This window comes from Microbacterium trichothecenolyticum (genome assembly GCF_000956465.1).
Classification (GTDB): domain Bacteria; phylum Actinomycetota; class Actinomycetes; order Actinomycetales; family Microbacteriaceae; genus Microbacterium; species Microbacterium trichothecenolyticum.
The window spans coordinates 66,854-83,730 of record NZ_JYJA01000039.1; the positions used below are offsets into that span (position 1 = coordinate 66,854).

A 16,877-nucleotide genomic window follows, 5' to 3' on the forward strand; every position below is an offset into this window, starting at 1 on the left:
TCGATCACTAAGTGAAGGTTCACCCGCAGCCTCCCTCACGCGACCAGCGTTTCGAAAGGACAAAGATGTTCACACGCACAAAGGCGAGCGCCGTCGGCGCCGCGGCGATCGTCGCCTTCGCCGCAGCACTGGCCGGCTGTGCCGGCTCCGCCCCCGGCGACGCGGCGGCCACCTACGATCCGGACGAGGAGGTGACCCTTGACTTCGCGTTCTGGGGGAACGACGTTCGGGCCGAGATGTACAACGAGGCCATCGCCGCGTTCAACGATGAGTACCCGAACATCACGGTGAACTCCACTTTCCTCTCCTGGGACGAGTACTGGGAGAAGCGCCAGACCGAGGCCGCCGGCAAGAACCTCCCTGACGTGTTCCAGATGGACATGACCTACGTCCGCCAGTACTCCGACAACGGCCTGCTGCTGGATCTCACGCCCTACCTCGACGACATCATCGCCACCGACGGCTTCGACGAGAGCGTGCTCGACATCGCCACGATCAACGACACGATCGCGGGCATGCCGGTCTCGACGAACGCGATCGGGATGTTCGAGAACGTGGTTCTGACCGAGGAGGTCGGCGTCGAGCCGTTCGAGGGCGGCGACTGGGAGGCGTACGACGAGTGGCTGCACGAGGCCCGGGATGCCGCCGAGACCGCCGGCCTCGAGGTCTGGGGCGGTGCGGACCCGACCGGCTTCATCCAGCCGTTCGAGCTCGTCCTTCGGTCCGAGGGCAAGTCGGTCTTCACCGAGGAGGGGGAGGTCGGCTTCACCAAGGAGGACCTCGCCGACTTCTGGAGCCGTGGCGCCGAGTTGCGGGAAGACGCCGTCGTCACCCCGCAGCAGCGGATCCAGGAGGTCTCGCCCAAGGGCGCCTTCGACTCCGCCCAGGCGCTCACCGAGATCGTGTGGGACAACTTCGGCGCGCCCTACAAGGCGAACCTCGGCGACGCGTATCCCGACCTGAACCTCGTCGCGCCTCCGGTCACCGAAGAGGGCGCCAAGGACCTGTACAAGAAGGCCGGCATGCTGATCTCCGCTGCGGCGAGCACGGACCACCCCGAGGCTGCCGCCCTGTTCACCGACTTCCTGGTGAACAGCCCCGAGGTCGGCGCCATCTTCGGGACGAACCGTGGGATGCCGGCATCCCAGACCCAGCTCGAGGGCGTGGAGCTCGACGAGACCGCCCAGCAGATCATCGACTACGAGGAGTCGATCGCCGACCGCATCGGCGACGCCCCGCCGGTTCCGATCGTGGGCTACGGCTCGGTCGAAGCGAAGTTCAAGGCCCTCGGCCAGGAGCTCGGCTTCGGCACGATCACGGTGGACGAGGCGGTCGATCAGCTCTTCGCCGAGATCGACGTCATCGTCAATCAGTAGCGCACATGTCGTCGGGCGCGGTCCGAGATGTCCCGCGCCGCGCCCGCCGACACGCACCACCCCACCTACCCCCGAGAAGGAACCACAGGTCATGTCCTCACCCCGCCCACCCTTCCGCGTCGGCATCATCGGCACGGGCGGTATCGCGCACGCTCACGCCGACGCCCTGAACGCACTCTCACCGCGCGTCGAGATCGCCGGCGTGGTCGACCTCGACCGTGCGCGCGCCGAGGCGTTCGCCGATCGGTTCGGAGTCGACCGGGTCTTCGCCGACGCGGGCGACCTCTTCGCGAACGAGGAGCTCGATCTCGTGCACGTGTGCACGCCGCCGCAGACGCACGCGTCACTCGCGATCCAGGCGATGCGTGCGGGTGTCCCGTCGCTCGTCGAGAAGCCCACCGCGCTCACGCTCGGGGAGGTCGACGAGCTCGAGGCGGTGCATGCCGAGACCGGGGTGCCGGTGCTCACCGTGTTCCAGCACCGGTTCGGTGCCGCCGCTCGCCATCTCGGCGCCCTCGTCGACGGTGGCGAGCTCGGCCGGCCCCTCGTGGCCACGTGCGAGACGCTCTGGTACCGCGCGGACGAGTACTTCGACGTGCCGTGGCGCGGGCGGTGGGATGTCGAGGGCGGCGGTCCGACCATGGGCCACGGCATCCATCAATTCGATCTGCTGTTCGCGATCTTCGGCCGCTGGTCGCAGGTGAGCGCCTTCGCGGCACGGCAGCTGCGCCCGACCGACACCGAGGACGTGTCGATGGCACTGGTGCGCTTCGAGAACGACGCTCTTGCGACCGTCGTCAATTCGCTGGTCTCGCCGCATGAGACGTCGCGGCTGCGGTTCGACTTCGAGTTCGCGTCCGTCGAGGTGCGCCACCTGTACGGGTACACCAGCGAGGACTGGACCTTCACGCCGGCCCCGGGGCATGAGCACCTCGCGACCCGCTGGGCGGAGGGCCTGGACTCCGGCGGGATCAGCGGTCACCGCGATCAGATCGCCGCGATCCTCGACGCCTTCGAGGCGGGCGAGGCTCCGGGGGTCGGCCTCGCCGAGGCGCGGCGCACGCTCGAGTTCGCCGCGGCCACCTACGCGTCGGCATTCCGGGGCGTCGCGATCGCTGCCGGAGAGCTCTCCGGCGCAGACCCCTTCGTCCGATCGATGAGCGGCGGGATCGTGCCCTGGGCGCCCGTGAAGGAGGTGCTCGCATGAGCGCTCTGCGCATCACGCACGCCGTCGGCTCGTCCGTCACGGTCCGCGACGGCGATGTCGACCTGTTCACCTACGTCTACCAGCCCGACACGGTGGCGCTCGAGTCCCCGAAGCCGTACGTGCATCCGATCCGCACTCGCCGCGGCGATGTCGTGAGCCTGTTCCGCCCGCATGACCACGTGTGGCACAAGGGCATCGCCTGGGCGCTGCCGGTCGTGGGCGACGAGAACTTCTGGGGCGGACCGACGTACGTCCACGGGCAGTTCTACGTGCAGCTGCCGAACAACGGTGTGCAGCAGCACGAGGGGGAACTCGAGCTCGAGGCGGGCGACCGCGCAACGATCGCGCACGACCTGCGGTGGATCACCGAGGCCGGTGGCGTACTGTTCGCCGAGCAGCGCACGCTCACCGCCCTGATCGTGTCGGACGATGCCTGGGCGCTCACCTTCGACACGCGGCTGCGCAACGTGTCGGGCGCGCCGATCGCGATCGGATCTCCGACCACGCGTGGGCGAGAGAACGCCGGTTACGGCGGGCTGTTCTGGCGCGGACCCCGCTCGTTCACCGACGGGACCCTCGTGGCGCCCGGGATTTCCGGCTCGGGGGACGACGTCCGCGGTGCGCGTTTCGAGTGGATGGGCTTCGTCGGCCGCCACGACGACGTCGACGCCACGTCTCTCGTGCTCATGCTCGATGACAGTGCCAACCCGCATCATCCGCCGCAGTGGTTCGCGCGCTCCGAGGAGTTCGCGGCGCTGAACCCGGCGCCCTTCTTCAGCGAGGAGGTCGTCGTCGCTCCCGCCGAGACGGTACGGTTCCGGTACGCCGTCGGCATCGCCGATGGGGGAGCGGATGCTGCGGAGCCGCTCGCAGACGTGCTCCGAGGCATCCTCCAGCCGGTCCTCGTCTGAGTCGACAGGGAGAGGAGCTTCTCGTGACAGCCACTGCGCCCACGTTCCCCGGCGCCACCTCCGTGACCCTGCTCGACGTCTACGACGACCTCGCACCCGACGGGCTGCGCGGCGGCAGCCCCCACATGCATCTCGCTTCGACCGAGTGCTACGTGGTGATCGGCGGCCACGGCGAGCTGCACACGCTCGATCCCGGCGGACTGCGCGAGACCGAACTGAGCAAGGGCTCGGTGGTGTGGTTCACTCCCGGCACGATCCACCGTGCGGTGAACCACGGTGGCCTCGAGGTGCTCGTGGTCATGGGCAACGCGGGGCTCCCGGAGGCGGGTGACGCCGTGATGACCTTCCCGGCCGACATCGTCGCCGACGCCGAGCGGTATGCCGCAGCCGCGGCGCTCCCGGCTGAGCCGCTGGAGGCACGTGCCGAGGCGGCGGCGCGACGGCGCGATCTCGCGGTCGAGGGTTTCCTCGTCCTCCGCGACGCCGCGCAGGTCGGCGACCTCCGGCCCCTGCAGGCGTTCCACGCCGCCGCCGCCCGGCTGGTGCAGGGACGGGCCGCGGACTGGACCGGCATCGTCGAGCGCGGTCCTGCCGCGCAAGCCGTGCACAGCCTCGACGTCACCCGTGCGCTCGCCGCCGGCGATGCGGGGCACCTCTCGGCGGCTGCGGTCTCGCAGGCGCCGTCGCTCGGGGGTGAACGGGGATTCGGGATGTGCGGCCGGCTGCGCGCCTACGACGTGAGCGGCGACCTGGTGCCCCGCTGACCCCGTCGCCTGCTGCCTACTTCGCCACGAGGGTCGTCTGAAAGCTGTACATGTCGGGGCGATAGCAGTGGTGGCCGAACTCGACAGCGCGGCCGGACGCGTCGAACGCGACGCGCTCCATCGTGAGGACCGGGCCGCCCTTGTCGATGTCGAGCAGTCCCGGCTCGTCGCCATGGGCGCGGCGGGCGCCGATCTTCTGGTTGGCGACGCGGATGGTGACGCCCCGCGCGCGCATGATCTCGTAGAGACCCTTCTGCTGCAGCTGCTCGGTGGTGATGTCGGCGAACTCGATGGGGAGATAGTTCGTGAGCACGGCGACCGGCACTCCGTCGGTGGAGCGCTGCCGGCGGAGGTAGACGATGTCGGAGCCGACTGGAACCCGCAGCGCTTCGGCGGTGGCGGGATCGGCCGGCCGGGTGTCGTGCTCGAGCACGAGGGTGCCCGGCTCGTGCTGTGAGCTCTTGAGATCCTCGTAGAGGCTCGTGAGCTCGACCTGGCGGGTCACCTGTCCCTGCACGACCTGCGTGCCGATGCCGCGGCGGCGCACGAGGAGCCCCTTGTCGACGAGCTCCTCCATCGCGCGGCGGATCGTGGGCCGTGAAAGGCCTGCCCGCTGACCGATCGCGATCTCGTTCTCGAGCCGTGCGCCGGGGGGAATCTCACCGGATCGGATCGCCTGCTCGATGGCGGTGGACACCTGGAAATACAGCGGCACGGGGCCGGTGCGGTCCAATCCTGCGAGCAGATCGTCGATCCTGACCACGTCGTCTGCCATCAATCGCTCCAAGTCCCGACAGCATAATGTCCCGACAATGGTACATCGATCGAACTTTGTCAGCCGACGACACGCTTGGCGTGTGTTGCACAGATCCGAGCTTGTGCTATTGTCAGGACAAATGATCCACCGATGCGCAGCCCACGAGACGCGCAGAGAGTTGTACAGCGGAGTATGACCGAGAACACTTCTCCCCTCGATGTCCTGGCTTTCGGGCGTCTAGGCGTCGACATCTATCCGCTCCAGTCCGGAGTCGGGCTCGAAGAGGTGCAGACGTTCGGCAAGTTCCTCGGCGGTAGCGCAGCGAACGTCAGCGTCGCCGCCGCGCGGCACGGCCGCCGGGTCGCGCTGATCGCCGGCGTCGGCGACGACCCGTTCGGTCGCTACCTGCTCGCGGAGCTGGAGCGCCTGGGCGTAGACAACCGTTATGTGGGCGTGAACCCGACGCTGAAGACTCCCGTGACGTTCTGCGAGATCTTTCCGCCCGACGACTTCCCGCTGTACTTCTACCGCGAGCCGAAGGCGCCCGATCTCGACGTGGCGCCCGGCGACCTCGACCTGGCGGCCGTACGTTCGGCGCGCATCTTCTGGTTCACGGCGACCGGTCTCAGCCAGGAGCCCAGCCGGGCGGCCCATCACGCCGCGCTGCAGGCCCGCGCGGCGGGTCACACGATCTTCGATCTCGATTACCGTCCGATGTTCTGGGCGGACCCGGCCGAGGCGGGTGTTCAGGTGGCGCGCGCGCTCGAACACGCCACGGTCGCCGTCGGCAATCGCGAGGAGTGCGAGGTCGCCGTGGGCGAGACCGAGCCCTATCGCGCCGCAGACGCGCTCCTCGAACGCGGTGTCGAGCTCGCGATCGTGAAGCAGGGGCCGAAGGGCGTGCTCGCCAAAACCCGTGACGAGTCGGTCGTCGTGCCGCCGTACTGGGTCGACGTGGTGAACGGACTCGGCGCGGGTGACGCCTTCGGCGGCGCCCTGTGCCACGGGCTCCTCGCCGGGTGGGACCTCGAGCGCATCCTCCGCTTCGCGAACGTCGCCGGTGCGATCGTCGCGTCGCGCCTGGAGTGCTCGACCGCGATGCCCACCGAAGCCGAGGTTGCCGCGATCCTCGAGACGGGAGTCTCCCGATGACGCAGTTCCTCACCGCGGACGACTTCGCGCGCCTCCGCGACATCCGTGCCACTCAGCCGGCCATCATCGGCGCGGCGCTCGCGGACCGCCGCCGACGCGAGGTGCTCCGCGGCGACGGGCGCCTCTTCATTGTGGCCGCCGACCACCCCGCCCGCGGCGCTCTCGGGGTCGGGACCAACCCGATCGCGATGGCCGACCGGTACGAGCTGCTCGACCGCCTGGCGACGGCCCTCAGCCGTCCGGGGGTCGACGGGGTGCTCGGAACGCCCGACATCATCGACGACCTCGCCGCGCTCGGCCTGCTCGACGACAAGATCATCGTCGGGTCCATGAATCGCGGCGGTCTCCGCGGCGCGTGCTTCGAGATGGACGACCGCATGACCGCCTACGACGTGCCCACCATGCTCGCGTCCGGCATCGACTTCGCGAAGACCCTCGTGCGGGTCGACCTCGACGACCCCGGCACCGTCGCGACCCTGACCGCGATGACCGATGCGGTCACCCAGGCCTCCGCCGCGGGACTGCCGATCATGCTCGAGCCGTTCCTCAGCAACCGCGTCGACGGCCGCATCGTCAACGACCTGTCGACGGATGCCGTCATCCTGTCGATCGCGATCGCCTCCGGTCTCGGCGCCTCGAGCGCCTACACCTGGATGAAGCTGCCCGTCGTCGACGACATGGAACGGGTGATGGCCGCCACCACAATGCCGACGCTGCTGCTCGGCGGCGATGCCGGCGTCGACCCCGACGAGACCTTCGCCGCGTGGGAGGACGCGCTGTCGCTTCCCGGGGTCCGCGGGCTCACCGTGGGTCGCACTCTCCTCTACCCGCCCGACGACGATGTCGCTGCTGCCGTGGACATCGCGGCGGGCCTCGTCCACACCGACCTCTGACACTCACGAAGGAACTGCCATGAGCATCACTGACACCATTTCTGCGCAGACCGGCGTCGACGCCGACGTCCGGGTGATCTCGCACTGGATCGACGGTGCCGCGCGCCCGTCGCAGAGCGGGCGGACCGCCCCTGTCTACAACCCGGCCACCGGCGCCGTGCAGGCCGAGGTCGCCCTCGCCGACCAGACCGAGATCGACGAGGCGATCGCGTCCGCCAAAGCGGGCTACCAGGTGTGGAAGGGGTACTCGATCGCGAGGCGGCAGAGCGTGCTGTTCGCGTTCCGGGAGTTGCTGAACGCCCGTAAGCGGGAGTTGGCGGAGATCATCACCGCAGAGCACGGCAAGGTGCTCTCGGACGCGATGGGGGAGATCCTGCGCGGCCAGGAGGTCGTCGAGCTGGCGACCGGGTTCCCCCACCTGATCAAGGGCGCGTTCAGTGAGAACGCGTCGACGGGGATCGACGTGTACTCGTTGAAGCAGCCGCTGGGGGTGGTCGGGATCATCTCGCCGTTCAACTTCCCGGCGATGGTGCCGATGTGGTTCTTCCCGATCGCGATCGCCGCGGGCAACGCCGTGGTCCTCAAGCCCAGTGAGAAGGACCCGTCCGCGGCACTGTGGCTTGCCGAGCTGTGGAAGGAGGCGGGGCTGCCGGACGGGGTGTTCACCGTGCTGCAGGGCGACAAGCTGGCCGTGGACGGCTTGCTCACCTCCCCGGAGGTCGCCTCGATCAGCTTCGTCGGGTCCACCCCGATCGCGCAGTACATCTACGAGACCGCCTCGCGCCACGGCAAGCGGGTGCAGGCGCTCGGTGGCGCGAAGAACCACATGCTCGTCCTTCCCGACGCGGACCTGGACCTCGTCGCCGACCAGGCCGTCAACGCCGGGTACGGTGCCGCCGGCGAACGCTGCATGGCCATCAGTGTCGTGCTCGCGGTCGAACCCGTCGCCGACGACCTGATCGCGAAGATCCAAGACCGCATCGCGAAGCTCCGCATCGGCAACGGCGCGGGTGTCGACGGTGTCGAGCCCGACATGGGCCCGCTGATCACCGGCATCCACCGCGACAAGGTCTCCGAGTATGTCGACATCGCCGAGGCGGACGGCGCGAAGATCGTCGTCGACGGCCGCGGCTACACCGTCGACGGGCACGAGGACGGGTTCTTCTTCGGCCCCACCCTGATCGATGACATCCCCACCACCTCCCGCGCGTACCAGGAGGAGATCTTCGGACCCGTCCTCTCCATCGTCCGGGTGAGCAGCTACGACGAGGGACTGGAGCTGATCAACTCCGGCCAGTTCGGCAACGGCACCGCGATCTTCACCAACGACGGCGGCGCCGCCCGCCGGTTCCAGAACGAGGTCGAGGTCGGCATGATCGGCATCAACGTGCCCATCCCCGTCCCCGTCGCCTACCACTCCTTCGGCGGCTGGAAGCAATCCCTGTTCGGCGACGCCAAGGCGTACGGCGTCCACGGGTTCGACTTCTTCACCCGCGAAAAGGCCATCACCAGCCGCTGGCTCGACCCCGCCACGCGCAGCCTTTCAGAAGCCCGCGGCATCAACCTCGGCTTCCCCCAGAACAACTGACCTCAGACCTGTCGGCCGCGAATCCGGGGGGACTCGCGGCCGCGGCATCCTTCCTCCACAATCGACCTACGAGAGCGCGACATGAGCACTTCGGACCAGCGCTGGTTCCGCCGCCGAGGCGAACTCGCCCGTGACGGGTGGGAGAGCGTCGTGGACGCCACCACCCCTGGGTGGGCCCACACCGGCATCCGCGTGGCGGATCTCACCGACGCCGACCACCTGACCCTCGACGACCGTGGTGTGGAGCGCATCCTCGTTCCGCTGGCGGGTTCGTTCCACGTCGTGCACCGGCACTTTCCCGGCGAGTGGGAGACCCGCCTGCACGGCCGTGCGTCGGTGTTCGACGGACCGACCGACGTGCTGTACCTCCCGGCGGGTTCGACGGCCGAGATCCGCGGCCGTGGCCGCGTCGCGGTCACCGAGGCGCCGACGACCGAGGCGCGCGAGTGGCAGTACATCCCCGCAGCGGACACCCCGATCGAGTTGCGAGGAGCGGGCCGCTCCAGCCGTCAGGTGCACAACTTCGGCACCCCGCAGACGCTCGACGCCGCCCGCCTGATCGTGTGCGAGGTCATCACGCCGGCCGAGAACTGGTCGTCATACCCGCCGCACAAGCACGACGAGCACGTTCCCGGCCACGAGTCGCGTCTCGAGGAGATCTACTACTTCGAGACCGCGCCGATCGTGGGATCGGATGCCGCGGCCGAGACCTCGTTCGGCATGTTCAGCACGTACTCGTCTCCGGCGGGCGAGATCGACATCAACGCGATGGTGCACTCGGGCGACATCGCGCTCGTGCCCTTCGGCTATCACGGTCCGGCCGTGGCCGCGCCCGGGTACGACCTGTACTACCTCAACGTCATGGCCGGCCCCGACCCCGAGCGGGAGTGGCTGATCAGCGACGACCCTGCGCACGCCTGGGTGCGCGACACCTGGACCGGGCAGAGCTTCGACGAGCGCCTGCCGTACACGAACGACAAGGAAGGCGACCGCTGATGGGCGCGACGAGACGGATGACGGTCAGCCAGGCGCTCGTGGAGTTCCTGGCGCACCAGTGGACCGTCGACGGCGACATCCGCGAGCGGACGGTCCCCGGCATGTTCGGCATCTTCGGTCATGGGAACGTGGCCGGGATCGGGCAGGCGCTGAAGCAGTTCAACGTCGAGAATCCCGACCTGATGCCGTACTACCAGGCGCGCAACGAGCAGGCGATGGTGCACCAGGCCGTCGGCTACGCGCGCATGCACCGCCGCCGTGGCACCTACGCGTCGGCCGCGTCGGTCGGCCCCGGCGCCGCGAATATGCTCACCGCCGCGGCCCTCGCCACGACCAATCGCCTGCCGGCGCTGCTGCTGCCGAGCGACACGTTCGCGACGCGCGTCGCCGACCCGGTGCTGCAGCAGCTCGAGCAGCCCTGGGACATCGGCCTCACCGTCAACGACGCGTTCCGCCCGCTGTCGAAGTTCTTCGACCGGGTGCAGCGCCCCGAGCAGCTGTACTCGATCGCGCTGGCCGCGATGCGCGTGCTCACCGACCCCGCCGAGACCGGCGCAGTCACCATCGCGCTCCCCGAAGACGTGCAGGCCGAGGCGCTCGACGTCCCCGTCGAGTTCCTGCAGGACCGCGAGTGGCACATCCGCCGCCCGCTGCCCGAGCGCGGCCCGCTGGCTCGGGCCGTCGCCGCCATCCGCGGCGCGAAGAACCCGGTCATCGTCGCGGGCGGCGGAGTCATCTACTCCGGCGCCGAGGACCAGCTCCGCGCGCTCGTCGAGGCGACCGGCATCCCGGTCGGCACGTCGCAGGCCGGCGGCGGCGCGTTGACCTGGGACCATCCGCAGAACCTGGGCGGCGTCGGTGCGACCGGCACGCTGGCAGCCAACCGCCTCGCGGCCGAAGCCGATGTGATCATCGGCATCGGCACCCGCTACAGCGACTTCACGACGGCCTCGCGGACGGCGTTCCAGAACCCGGACGTGGTGTTCGTCAACATCAACATCTCCTCCTTCGACGCGTACAAGCACGGCTCGCAGCTGCCCGTCGTCGCCGACGCGCGCGAGGCGCTCAGCGAGCTGTCGATCGAGCTCGAGGGCTTCGAGATCAGCCGCGAATACACCGAGCGCATCGCCCGTGAGAAGGCCGAATGGGATGCCGCGGTCGACGCCGCGTTCGTCCCCTCCGGTCTCGCGCTCCCGGGTCAGCCGGAGATCATCGGCGCCGTGCAGTCCACCAGCGCCCCGGAGGACGTCATCGTCCAGGCGGCGGGGTCGCTTCCGGGTGACCTCCACAAGCTGTGGCGCGTGCGCGACCCGCTCGGCTATCACGTCGAGTACGCGTTCTCCTGCATGGGCTACGAGATCGCCGGGGGCCTCGGCGCCAAGCGCGGGTTGCTCGCCGACGGCGACGACCGCGACGTCATCGTGATGGTCGGCGACGGCTCGTACCTGATGCTCAACACCGAGCTCGTCACGGCGGTCGCCGAGGGCATCAAGCTGATCGTCGTGCTCATCCAGAACCACGGCTACGCGTCCATCGGGCACCTGTCGGAGACGGTCGGCTCGGAGCGCTTCGGCACCTGGTACCGCGAGTACGACGGCGAGGCACGCAACTTCCAGGGCGAGAAGATCCTCCCCGTCGACCTCGCGATGAACGCCCGCAGCTACGGCCTCGACGTCATCGAGATCGAGCCCGGCGCCTCGGCGATCGACGACCTCAAGGCGGCCGTTGCACAGGCCAAGGCATCCGAGAAGTCCACGTTCATCCACATCAACAGCGACCCGCTCATCTACGCGCCCGACGGCGCCGGCTGGTGGGACGTGCCCGTGCCCGAGGTATCGACCCTCGAATCCACGCAGCAGGCGCGCGAGGACTACCTCGAGCAGCAGGCCAACCAGAAGCCCCTCCTCGGCTGAGCCTGCCGAAGCCTGATCGAACCCCTCTCTCACGGAGACTGACATGACTGACACCATCCCCGCCGACTCCGACGTCGTCGTCCACCAGGGCGCTGGCCTGCGCATCGGCACCGCACCCGACTCGTGGGGCGTCTGGTTCCCGGACGACCCGAAGCAGGTGCCGTGGCAGCGCTTCCTCGACGAGGTCGTCGCCGCCGGCTACACCTGGATCGAGCTGGGCCCGTACGGCTACCTGCCGACTGATCCGCATCAGCTCGAGGACGAGCTCGGCTCGCGCGGCCTCAAGCTCTCGGCCGGCACAGTGTTCACGGGCTTCCACAAGGGCGACGACCAGTGGCAGCGCGCGTGGGACCAGGCTCTCGCCGTCGCCGGTCTCGCGTCGAAGCTCGGTGCCGAGCACCTCGTCGTGATCCCGGACCTGTGGCGCAGCGACGCCACGAGCGAGGTGCTCGAGTCGCGCACCCTGACCGACGAGCAGTGGAAGAAGCTCGCCGCTGGTCACGACCGCCTCGGCAAGGCGCTGCTCGAGGAGTTCGGCGTCAAGCAGCAGTTCCACTCGCATGCCGACAGCCACGTGGGCACCACGCGTGAGGTTGTCCGCTTCCTCGACGAGACCGACGAGCGCTACACGAACCTGTGCCTGGACACCGGCCACTTCGCGTACTACGGCGGCGACAACGTCAAGCTCATCCAGGAGCGCCCCGACCGCATCGGCTACCTGCACCTCAAGCAGGTCGACACGTCACTGCTGTTCGACGTGCTGAAGAACGACGTGCCGTTCGCGGATGCCGTCACCCAGGGCATCATGATCGAGCCGCCGCACGGCGTGCCCGACCTCGCCCCGATCATCGAGGCCGTCGCTGCGATCGACCCCGACATCTTCGCAATCGTCGAGCAGGACATGTACGGCTGCGACGTCGACTACCCGTTCCCCATCGCCAAGCGCACGCGCGAGCACATCTTCAGCTGCACGCACTTCGCCCGCACCCACTGATCGACCCTGGAGACGACAGACATGAGCAACGACCTCCGCATCGGCGTCGTCGGCGCCGGCCTCATGGGCGCCGACCACATCGCCCGTATCACGAACCGCATCGCCGGCGCCGTCGTCTCGGCCGTCGTCGAGCCCGACCAGGGCCGGGCCACCGCTGCCGCTGCGAACGCCCCCGGCGCACAGACGTTCGCCCGCATCAAGGACGCGATCGCGGCCGACGCCGTCGACGCCGTGCTCATCGCCGTCCCGGGGCAGTTCCACGCCCCGGTGCTGGTGCCGGCGCTCAAGGCGCGCCTGCCGATCCTCTGCGAGAAGCCGCTCACGCCCGACTCGACGAGCTCGTGGGAGATCCTCGAGCTCGAGCAGAAGCTCGACAAGCCGCACATCCAGGTCGGCTTCATGCGGCGCTTCGACCCCGAGTACGCGGCGCTGCGCGAGCTCATCACCTCCGGCGACAACGGCCACCTCGTCATGCTCCGCGCCGTGCACCGCAACCCGTCGGTCCCCGACTCGTACACACAGACGATGCTCATCACCGACTCCGTCGTGCACGAGTTCGACGTCGTGCCCTGGCTCGCCGGCTCCACGGTGAAGAGCGTCGAGGTGAAGTACCCGCGCCGCAACTCGCTGAGCCCCGAGCACCTGCGCGAGCCGATCCTCGTGCTCATGGAGCTCGAGAACGGCGTGCTGGTCGACGTCGAGATGAACGTCAGCGTGCAGTTCGGGTACCAGGTCGCCACCGAGGCGGTATTCGAGCGGGGCATCGCCCGCATCGGACAGCCCTCGGGCCTGGAGCAGTGGCGCGACGGCCGCCTCACCATCGCGGACCACGTGAGCTTCACCACGCGCTTCGCGACGGCGTACGACGAGCAGATCCAGCGCTGGGTGAACGCTGTCCGTGGCGGCTCGCTCGTCGACGGCCCCAACGCGTGGGACGGCTACCTCGTCGCCCTCGCGTGCGAGGCCGGTGTCAGGGCGCTCGACGGCGGGATCATCCCGGTCGAGTCGCCGGAACGTCCCGCCTTCTACGCCTGACCCCTCGCCACGCCTCAGGAGACACCATGGTTCGCATCGCGATCGACCCCACGCCGTTCCATCACGACTACGCGCTGCTCGACTTCCCCGACGTGGCCGCGCGTCTGGGCTACGAGTATCTGTCACTCACACCCCACGCCGACTTCGGGCCGTTCTTCCGGTACCCGAAGGCGGATGACGCGCTCGTTGCCGCGCTGAAGAAGCGCGCCGCCGACGCCGGCGTCACGATCCCGTCGCTGCTGCCGGTGCAGCGGATCTCGTGGCCTGAGGAGCAGCTGCGCCTCGCCGCGGTCCGCAACTTCCGCCGCATCATCGAACTCGCGGTGGAACTGGGCGTGCCGGTCATCAACACCGAGTTCTCGGGCCGTCCAGAGCGTGCGGAGGAGTCGGAGGACGCGTTCTACCGGTCGATGGAGGAACTCCTCCCGATCATCGAGCGCGAGGGCATCACGCTGAACATCGACCCGCACCCCGACGACTTCGTCGAGGACGGGCTCGAGGCATGGCGCGTGCTGCGCGGGCTCAACTCGAAGGCCGTCGGCTTCGTGTACGTCGCCTCGCACACGTTCCACATGGGCGACCGCGCGGCCACGCTGCTTCCCGAGCTCGGCGGTCGCCTCGGCACCGTGTACACGGCCGACACGTTCGATCACCGCCGCTCGCACGGACTGCGGTACATCTCGAACCCGCCCGGCAACGAGGCCCGCATCCACCAGCACCTGCGCATCGGCGACGGCGACGTCGACTGGGCGGAACTGTTCGGCACGCTCAAGCAGATCGGCTACCTCGACCGTGACGACGCCCTCATCGTCTCGAACGTGTTCGCCGAGGACGAGGCCGCTGACGAGGTCTCTCGCTTCCAGCTGCAGCGCCTGCGCGAACTCATCGGCTGAACCTCCGACGCGACGAACACCGACGACGCCTTCGCGCCGTCGGTGTTCGTCGTCTCTCCCTGAAAGGACCCTGCCCCGTGCTCAAGCTCTCGATGAACGTCGCGACGACGTTCCACGGCAACATCGTGAACGACATCCGCATCGCGAAGGAGGCCGGGTTCTCCGGCATCGAACTGCAGACTCCGAAGCCCTCTCGTTACCTCGACGCCGGGTTCACGCCCGAGTCGCTGCTGCCGCACCTCGAGGGACTCACGGTCACCGGTGTCGGCGCGGTGCTCGACGCCGAGCGCGACGGATCGGGGCGCGATGACTTCCTGGCCGAGATCGAGCGGCTCTCACACGTCGCCGCCGTGCTCGGCGCCCCGATCGTGCAGGTGTACACCGGCCCGGTGAGCTGGGACGTCGCAAAGGACTTCCGCGCCGGCCGTCTCGCCGACGACGACCCGCGCTATCGCGGCACTCTCGGCAGCACGGATGCCGAAGCCCTCTCCGCCGTCGCTCGCAACGTGCGCGCCGCGGCCGACATCGCTGCCGACCACGGTGTCGGGCTCTTCCTCGAGCCCCTGGCGTGGTCGAACGTCAACCGGCTGTCGCAGGGTCTGCGGATCATCGAAGAGGCCGGCCGCGACAACGTCACGATGTGCGTCGACTTCTGGCACTTCTGGACGACGGGCGACACCCTCGAGGAGGTCGCCGCGCTGCCGCGGGAGGTCATCGGCATGGTGCACGTGTGTGACGGGCTGGACCTGGCCGACGGCGCCCGCGGTGTCGCGAGGCGCCGTCGTCGTGGAGCGGGTCAGGCGCCGAGTCGCTCGCGCCGGGGGACGGTGCGGATCGCCTGGGTGCGGAAGTCCTCCTCGAGGCGCTCGAGCGAACGGCCCTTGGTCTCGGGGACGGCGCGCCACACGAAGAAGAACGAGAGGGCGTTGATCGCGGCGAAGACCAGGAAGGTCGGGGTGGAGCCGATCGCCTCGACGATCTGCGGGAAGACGAACGAGATGAAGGCGTTCACGGTCCACAGTACGAACACGGCCAGGCCCATCGCGAGGCCGCGGATCGCGAGCGGGAAGATCTCGCTGAGCATCAGCCACACGCCGGTGCCGATGAACGCCTGCACGAAGGCGACGAAGAGCATCATTCCCGCGAGGATCGTGTAGCTCGTGGCATCCGACTCGGGAAGCGTGAAAAGGAACGCGAGGAGCAGTTGCGAACCGACCACGCCGCCGAAGCCGATCATCAGCATGACGCGGCGGGGAACGAACCCGAGGAGCCAGATGCCGACGATCGTCATGACGACGCTCGTGACGCCCACGCCGATCGTCGCGATGAGCGCGGCCTGCTCGCCGAGACCGGAGGCGGTCAGGATGCTGGGCGCGTAGTAGTTGACCGTGTTGATGCCGGTGGCCTGCTGAACGGCCGCGAGGCCGAAGCCGATGTAGAGGAGGCGGCGCATCCAGCGGTTGTCGCGCAGCGCGTGCCACGCGTGCTTGCGGCTGTCGCCCTCGGCCTTGGCCGTCGCGACGATGTCGGCGACCTCGACCTCGACCTGTTCGGGGCTGCGGCTGAGGGTCAGCACCTGACGCGCCTCGTCGACGCGGCCGCGGGCACCGAACCATCGCGGTGACTCGGGCAGCAGGAACATGCCGATGAGCAGGACGACGGCCGGGATCGCCGCGACGCCGAGCATGATGCGCCAGACGTGCGCGTCCTCGATCGTGACGGCCAGCAGGGCGTTGATCGCGAAGGCCAGCATCTGGCCGGTCACGATCATGAGCTCGTTGATGGTGACCATGCGGCCGCGCCGCTCAGCGGGCGCCATCTCGGCGAGGTAGAGCGGGCACGCGACGGCCGCCGCCCCCACCCCGAAGCCGAGGATGATGCGCGCGGCGACCATCAGTGCGACGTTGGGCGCCAGGGCGCAGCCCAGAGCGCCGACGAGGAAGATGACGGCGCAGACGATGAGGCTGTTCTTGCGGCCGAGCCAGTCTGCGATCCGGCCGCCGAGCAGTGCACCGAACGCGGCGCCCGGGAACAGCAGCGAGCTGACGACCCAGGCCTCCTGCGCCGTCGTCATGGCGAGGTCGTCGCGCATGTAGAGCAATGCGCCGGAGATGACGCCGGTGTCGTAGCCGAAGAGCAGGCCGCCGAGGGTCGAGATGACCGTCAGCCGGATGAGGAAGCCCTTGCCGGCGGTACCGCCGACTCGGGCGGTGCGGGAGGGGGAGCTGGTATGCGACACGGGGACGCTCCTTTGCGTGAGTCGATCGTAGGCGGACACTGCCTGGCTTACTATTTGTCAGGACATACTGTCATAAGGATGAGGGATGTACAAGGCCGTGATCGAGATTGACGAGCGGGTCAAGGATAATGTAAGAATGTCAGGACAAAGTTATTCCCC

At 68.9% G+C, this 16,877-nt stretch carries 14 protein-coding genes and 1 pseudogene; 13 read left to right on the forward strand and 2 right to left on the reverse strand.

The genetic code is table 11. The features are described from left to right. The first annotated feature begins 65 nt into the window (after nt 1-65). The 4 genes from RS82_RS15980 (at nt 66) to RS82_RS15995 (ending at nt 4,258) form a co-directional block, all read left to right on the forward strand. Entirely contained in the window at nt 66-1,376 is a 1,311-nt protein-coding gene (locus tag RS82_RS15980; RefSeq protein ID WP_045301248.1) for an ABC transporter substrate-binding protein, read from the forward strand. Nucleotides 1,377-1,467: 91 nt separating this feature from the next. After that, nucleotides 1,468-2,583: a Gfo/Idh/MocA family protein gene (locus RS82_RS15985; protein WP_045301250.1), complete on the forward strand. Its 1,116-nt coding sequence runs from the start codon at nt 1,468-1,470 to the stop codon at nt 2,581-2,583. Continuing rightward, nucleotides 2,580-3,494 (forward strand): DUF6807 domain-containing protein, encoded by a 915-nt coding sequence (locus RS82_RS15990; RefSeq protein ID WP_045301252.1) that lies wholly within the window; start codon nt 2,580-2,582, stop codon nt 3,492-3,494. The genes RS82_RS15985 and RS82_RS15990 overlap by 4 nt, the downstream gene beginning before the upstream one ends. Before the next feature lie 23 nt (nt 3,495-3,517). Continuing rightward, nucleotides 3,518-4,258, forward strand: coding sequence for a cupin domain-containing protein (locus RS82_RS15995; RefSeq protein WP_045301255.1), 741 nt, complete (start codon nt 3,518-3,520; stop codon nt 4,256-4,258). 16 nt (nt 4,259-4,274) lie between these two features. Here RS82_RS15995 and RS82_RS16000 read toward each other — a convergent pair whose 3' ends face one another. Further along, nucleotides 4,275-5,033, reverse strand: coding sequence for a GntR family transcriptional regulator (locus tag RS82_RS16000; RefSeq protein ID WP_045301257.1), 759 nt, complete (start codon nt 5,031-5,033; stop codon nt 4,275-4,277). A gap of 174 nt (nt 5,034-5,207) precedes the next feature. Between RS82_RS16000 and iolC the strand changes: the two genes are divergently transcribed. The 9 genes and pseudogenes from iolC to RS82_RS21140 all read left to right on the forward strand — a co-directional run. After that, entirely contained in the window at nt 5,208-6,167 is a 960-nt protein-coding gene (iolC, locus tag RS82_RS16005) for a 5-dehydro-2-deoxygluconokinase (protein WP_045301259.1), read from the forward strand. Further along, nucleotides 6,164-7,060 carry a class I fructose-bisphosphate aldolase gene (locus tag RS82_RS16010; RefSeq protein ID WP_045301261.1) on the forward strand — a complete coding sequence of 299 codons (897 nt, stop codon included), beginning with the start codon at nt 6,164-6,166 and terminating at the stop codon, nt 7,058-7,060. The genes iolC and RS82_RS16010 overlap by 4 nt, the downstream gene beginning before the upstream one ends. A 19-nt stretch (nt 7,061-7,079) precedes the next feature. Then, complete coding sequence (locus RS82_RS16015; RefSeq protein ID WP_045301263.1) at nt 7,080-8,648, forward strand: CoA-acylating methylmalonate-semialdehyde dehydrogenase; 1,569 nt, start codon at nt 7,080-7,082, stop codon at nt 8,646-8,648. An 81-nt stretch (nt 8,649-8,729) separates the two neighbouring features. Further along, nucleotides 8,730-9,644, forward strand: coding sequence for a 5-deoxy-glucuronate isomerase (gene iolB / locus RS82_RS16020; protein ID WP_045301265.1), 915 nt, complete (start codon nt 8,730-8,732; stop codon nt 9,642-9,644). Next, nucleotides 9,644-11,557: a 3D-(3,5/4)-trihydroxycyclohexane-1,2-dione acylhydrolase (decyclizing) gene (iolD, locus tag RS82_RS16025; protein WP_045301267.1), complete on the forward strand. Its 1,914-nt coding sequence runs from the start codon at nt 9,644-9,646 to the stop codon at nt 11,555-11,557. Before iolB ends, iolD begins: the two co-directional genes overlap by 1 nt. A 43-nt stretch (nt 11,558-11,600) precedes the next feature. After that, nucleotides 11,601-12,551 carry a sugar phosphate isomerase/epimerase family protein gene (locus RS82_RS16030; protein WP_045301269.1) on the forward strand — a complete coding sequence of 317 codons (951 nt, stop codon included), beginning with the start codon at nt 11,601-11,603 and terminating at the stop codon, nt 12,549-12,551. Between the two features lie 21 nt (nt 12,552-12,572). Next, nucleotides 12,573-13,586 carry a Gfo/Idh/MocA family protein gene (locus tag RS82_RS16035; protein WP_045301271.1) on the forward strand — a complete coding sequence of 338 codons (1,014 nt, stop codon included), beginning with the start codon at nt 12,573-12,575 and terminating at the stop codon, nt 13,584-13,586. Nucleotides 13,587-13,612: 26 nt separating this feature from the next. After that, nucleotides 13,613-14,479 carry a sugar phosphate isomerase/epimerase family protein gene (locus RS82_RS16040; RefSeq protein ID WP_045301273.1) on the forward strand — a complete coding sequence of 289 codons (867 nt, stop codon included), beginning with the start codon at nt 13,613-13,615 and terminating at the stop codon, nt 14,477-14,479. A gap of 92 nt (nt 14,480-14,571) precedes the next feature. Continuing rightward, a pseudogene (locus tag RS82_RS21140) lies at nt 14,572-15,240 on the forward strand (sugar phosphate isomerase/epimerase family protein); the annotation flags it as partial. Nucleotides 15,241-15,275: 35 nt separating this feature from the next. Here the strand turns inward: RS82_RS21140 and RS82_RS16045 are convergent. Continuing rightward, on the reverse strand, nt 15,276-16,718 hold the full coding sequence (locus RS82_RS16045) for a sugar porter family MFS transporter (protein ID WP_045301275.1): 1,443 nt from the start codon (nt 16,716-16,718) through the stop codon (nt 15,276-15,278). Between the last annotated feature and the right edge of the window lie 159 nt (nt 16,719-16,877).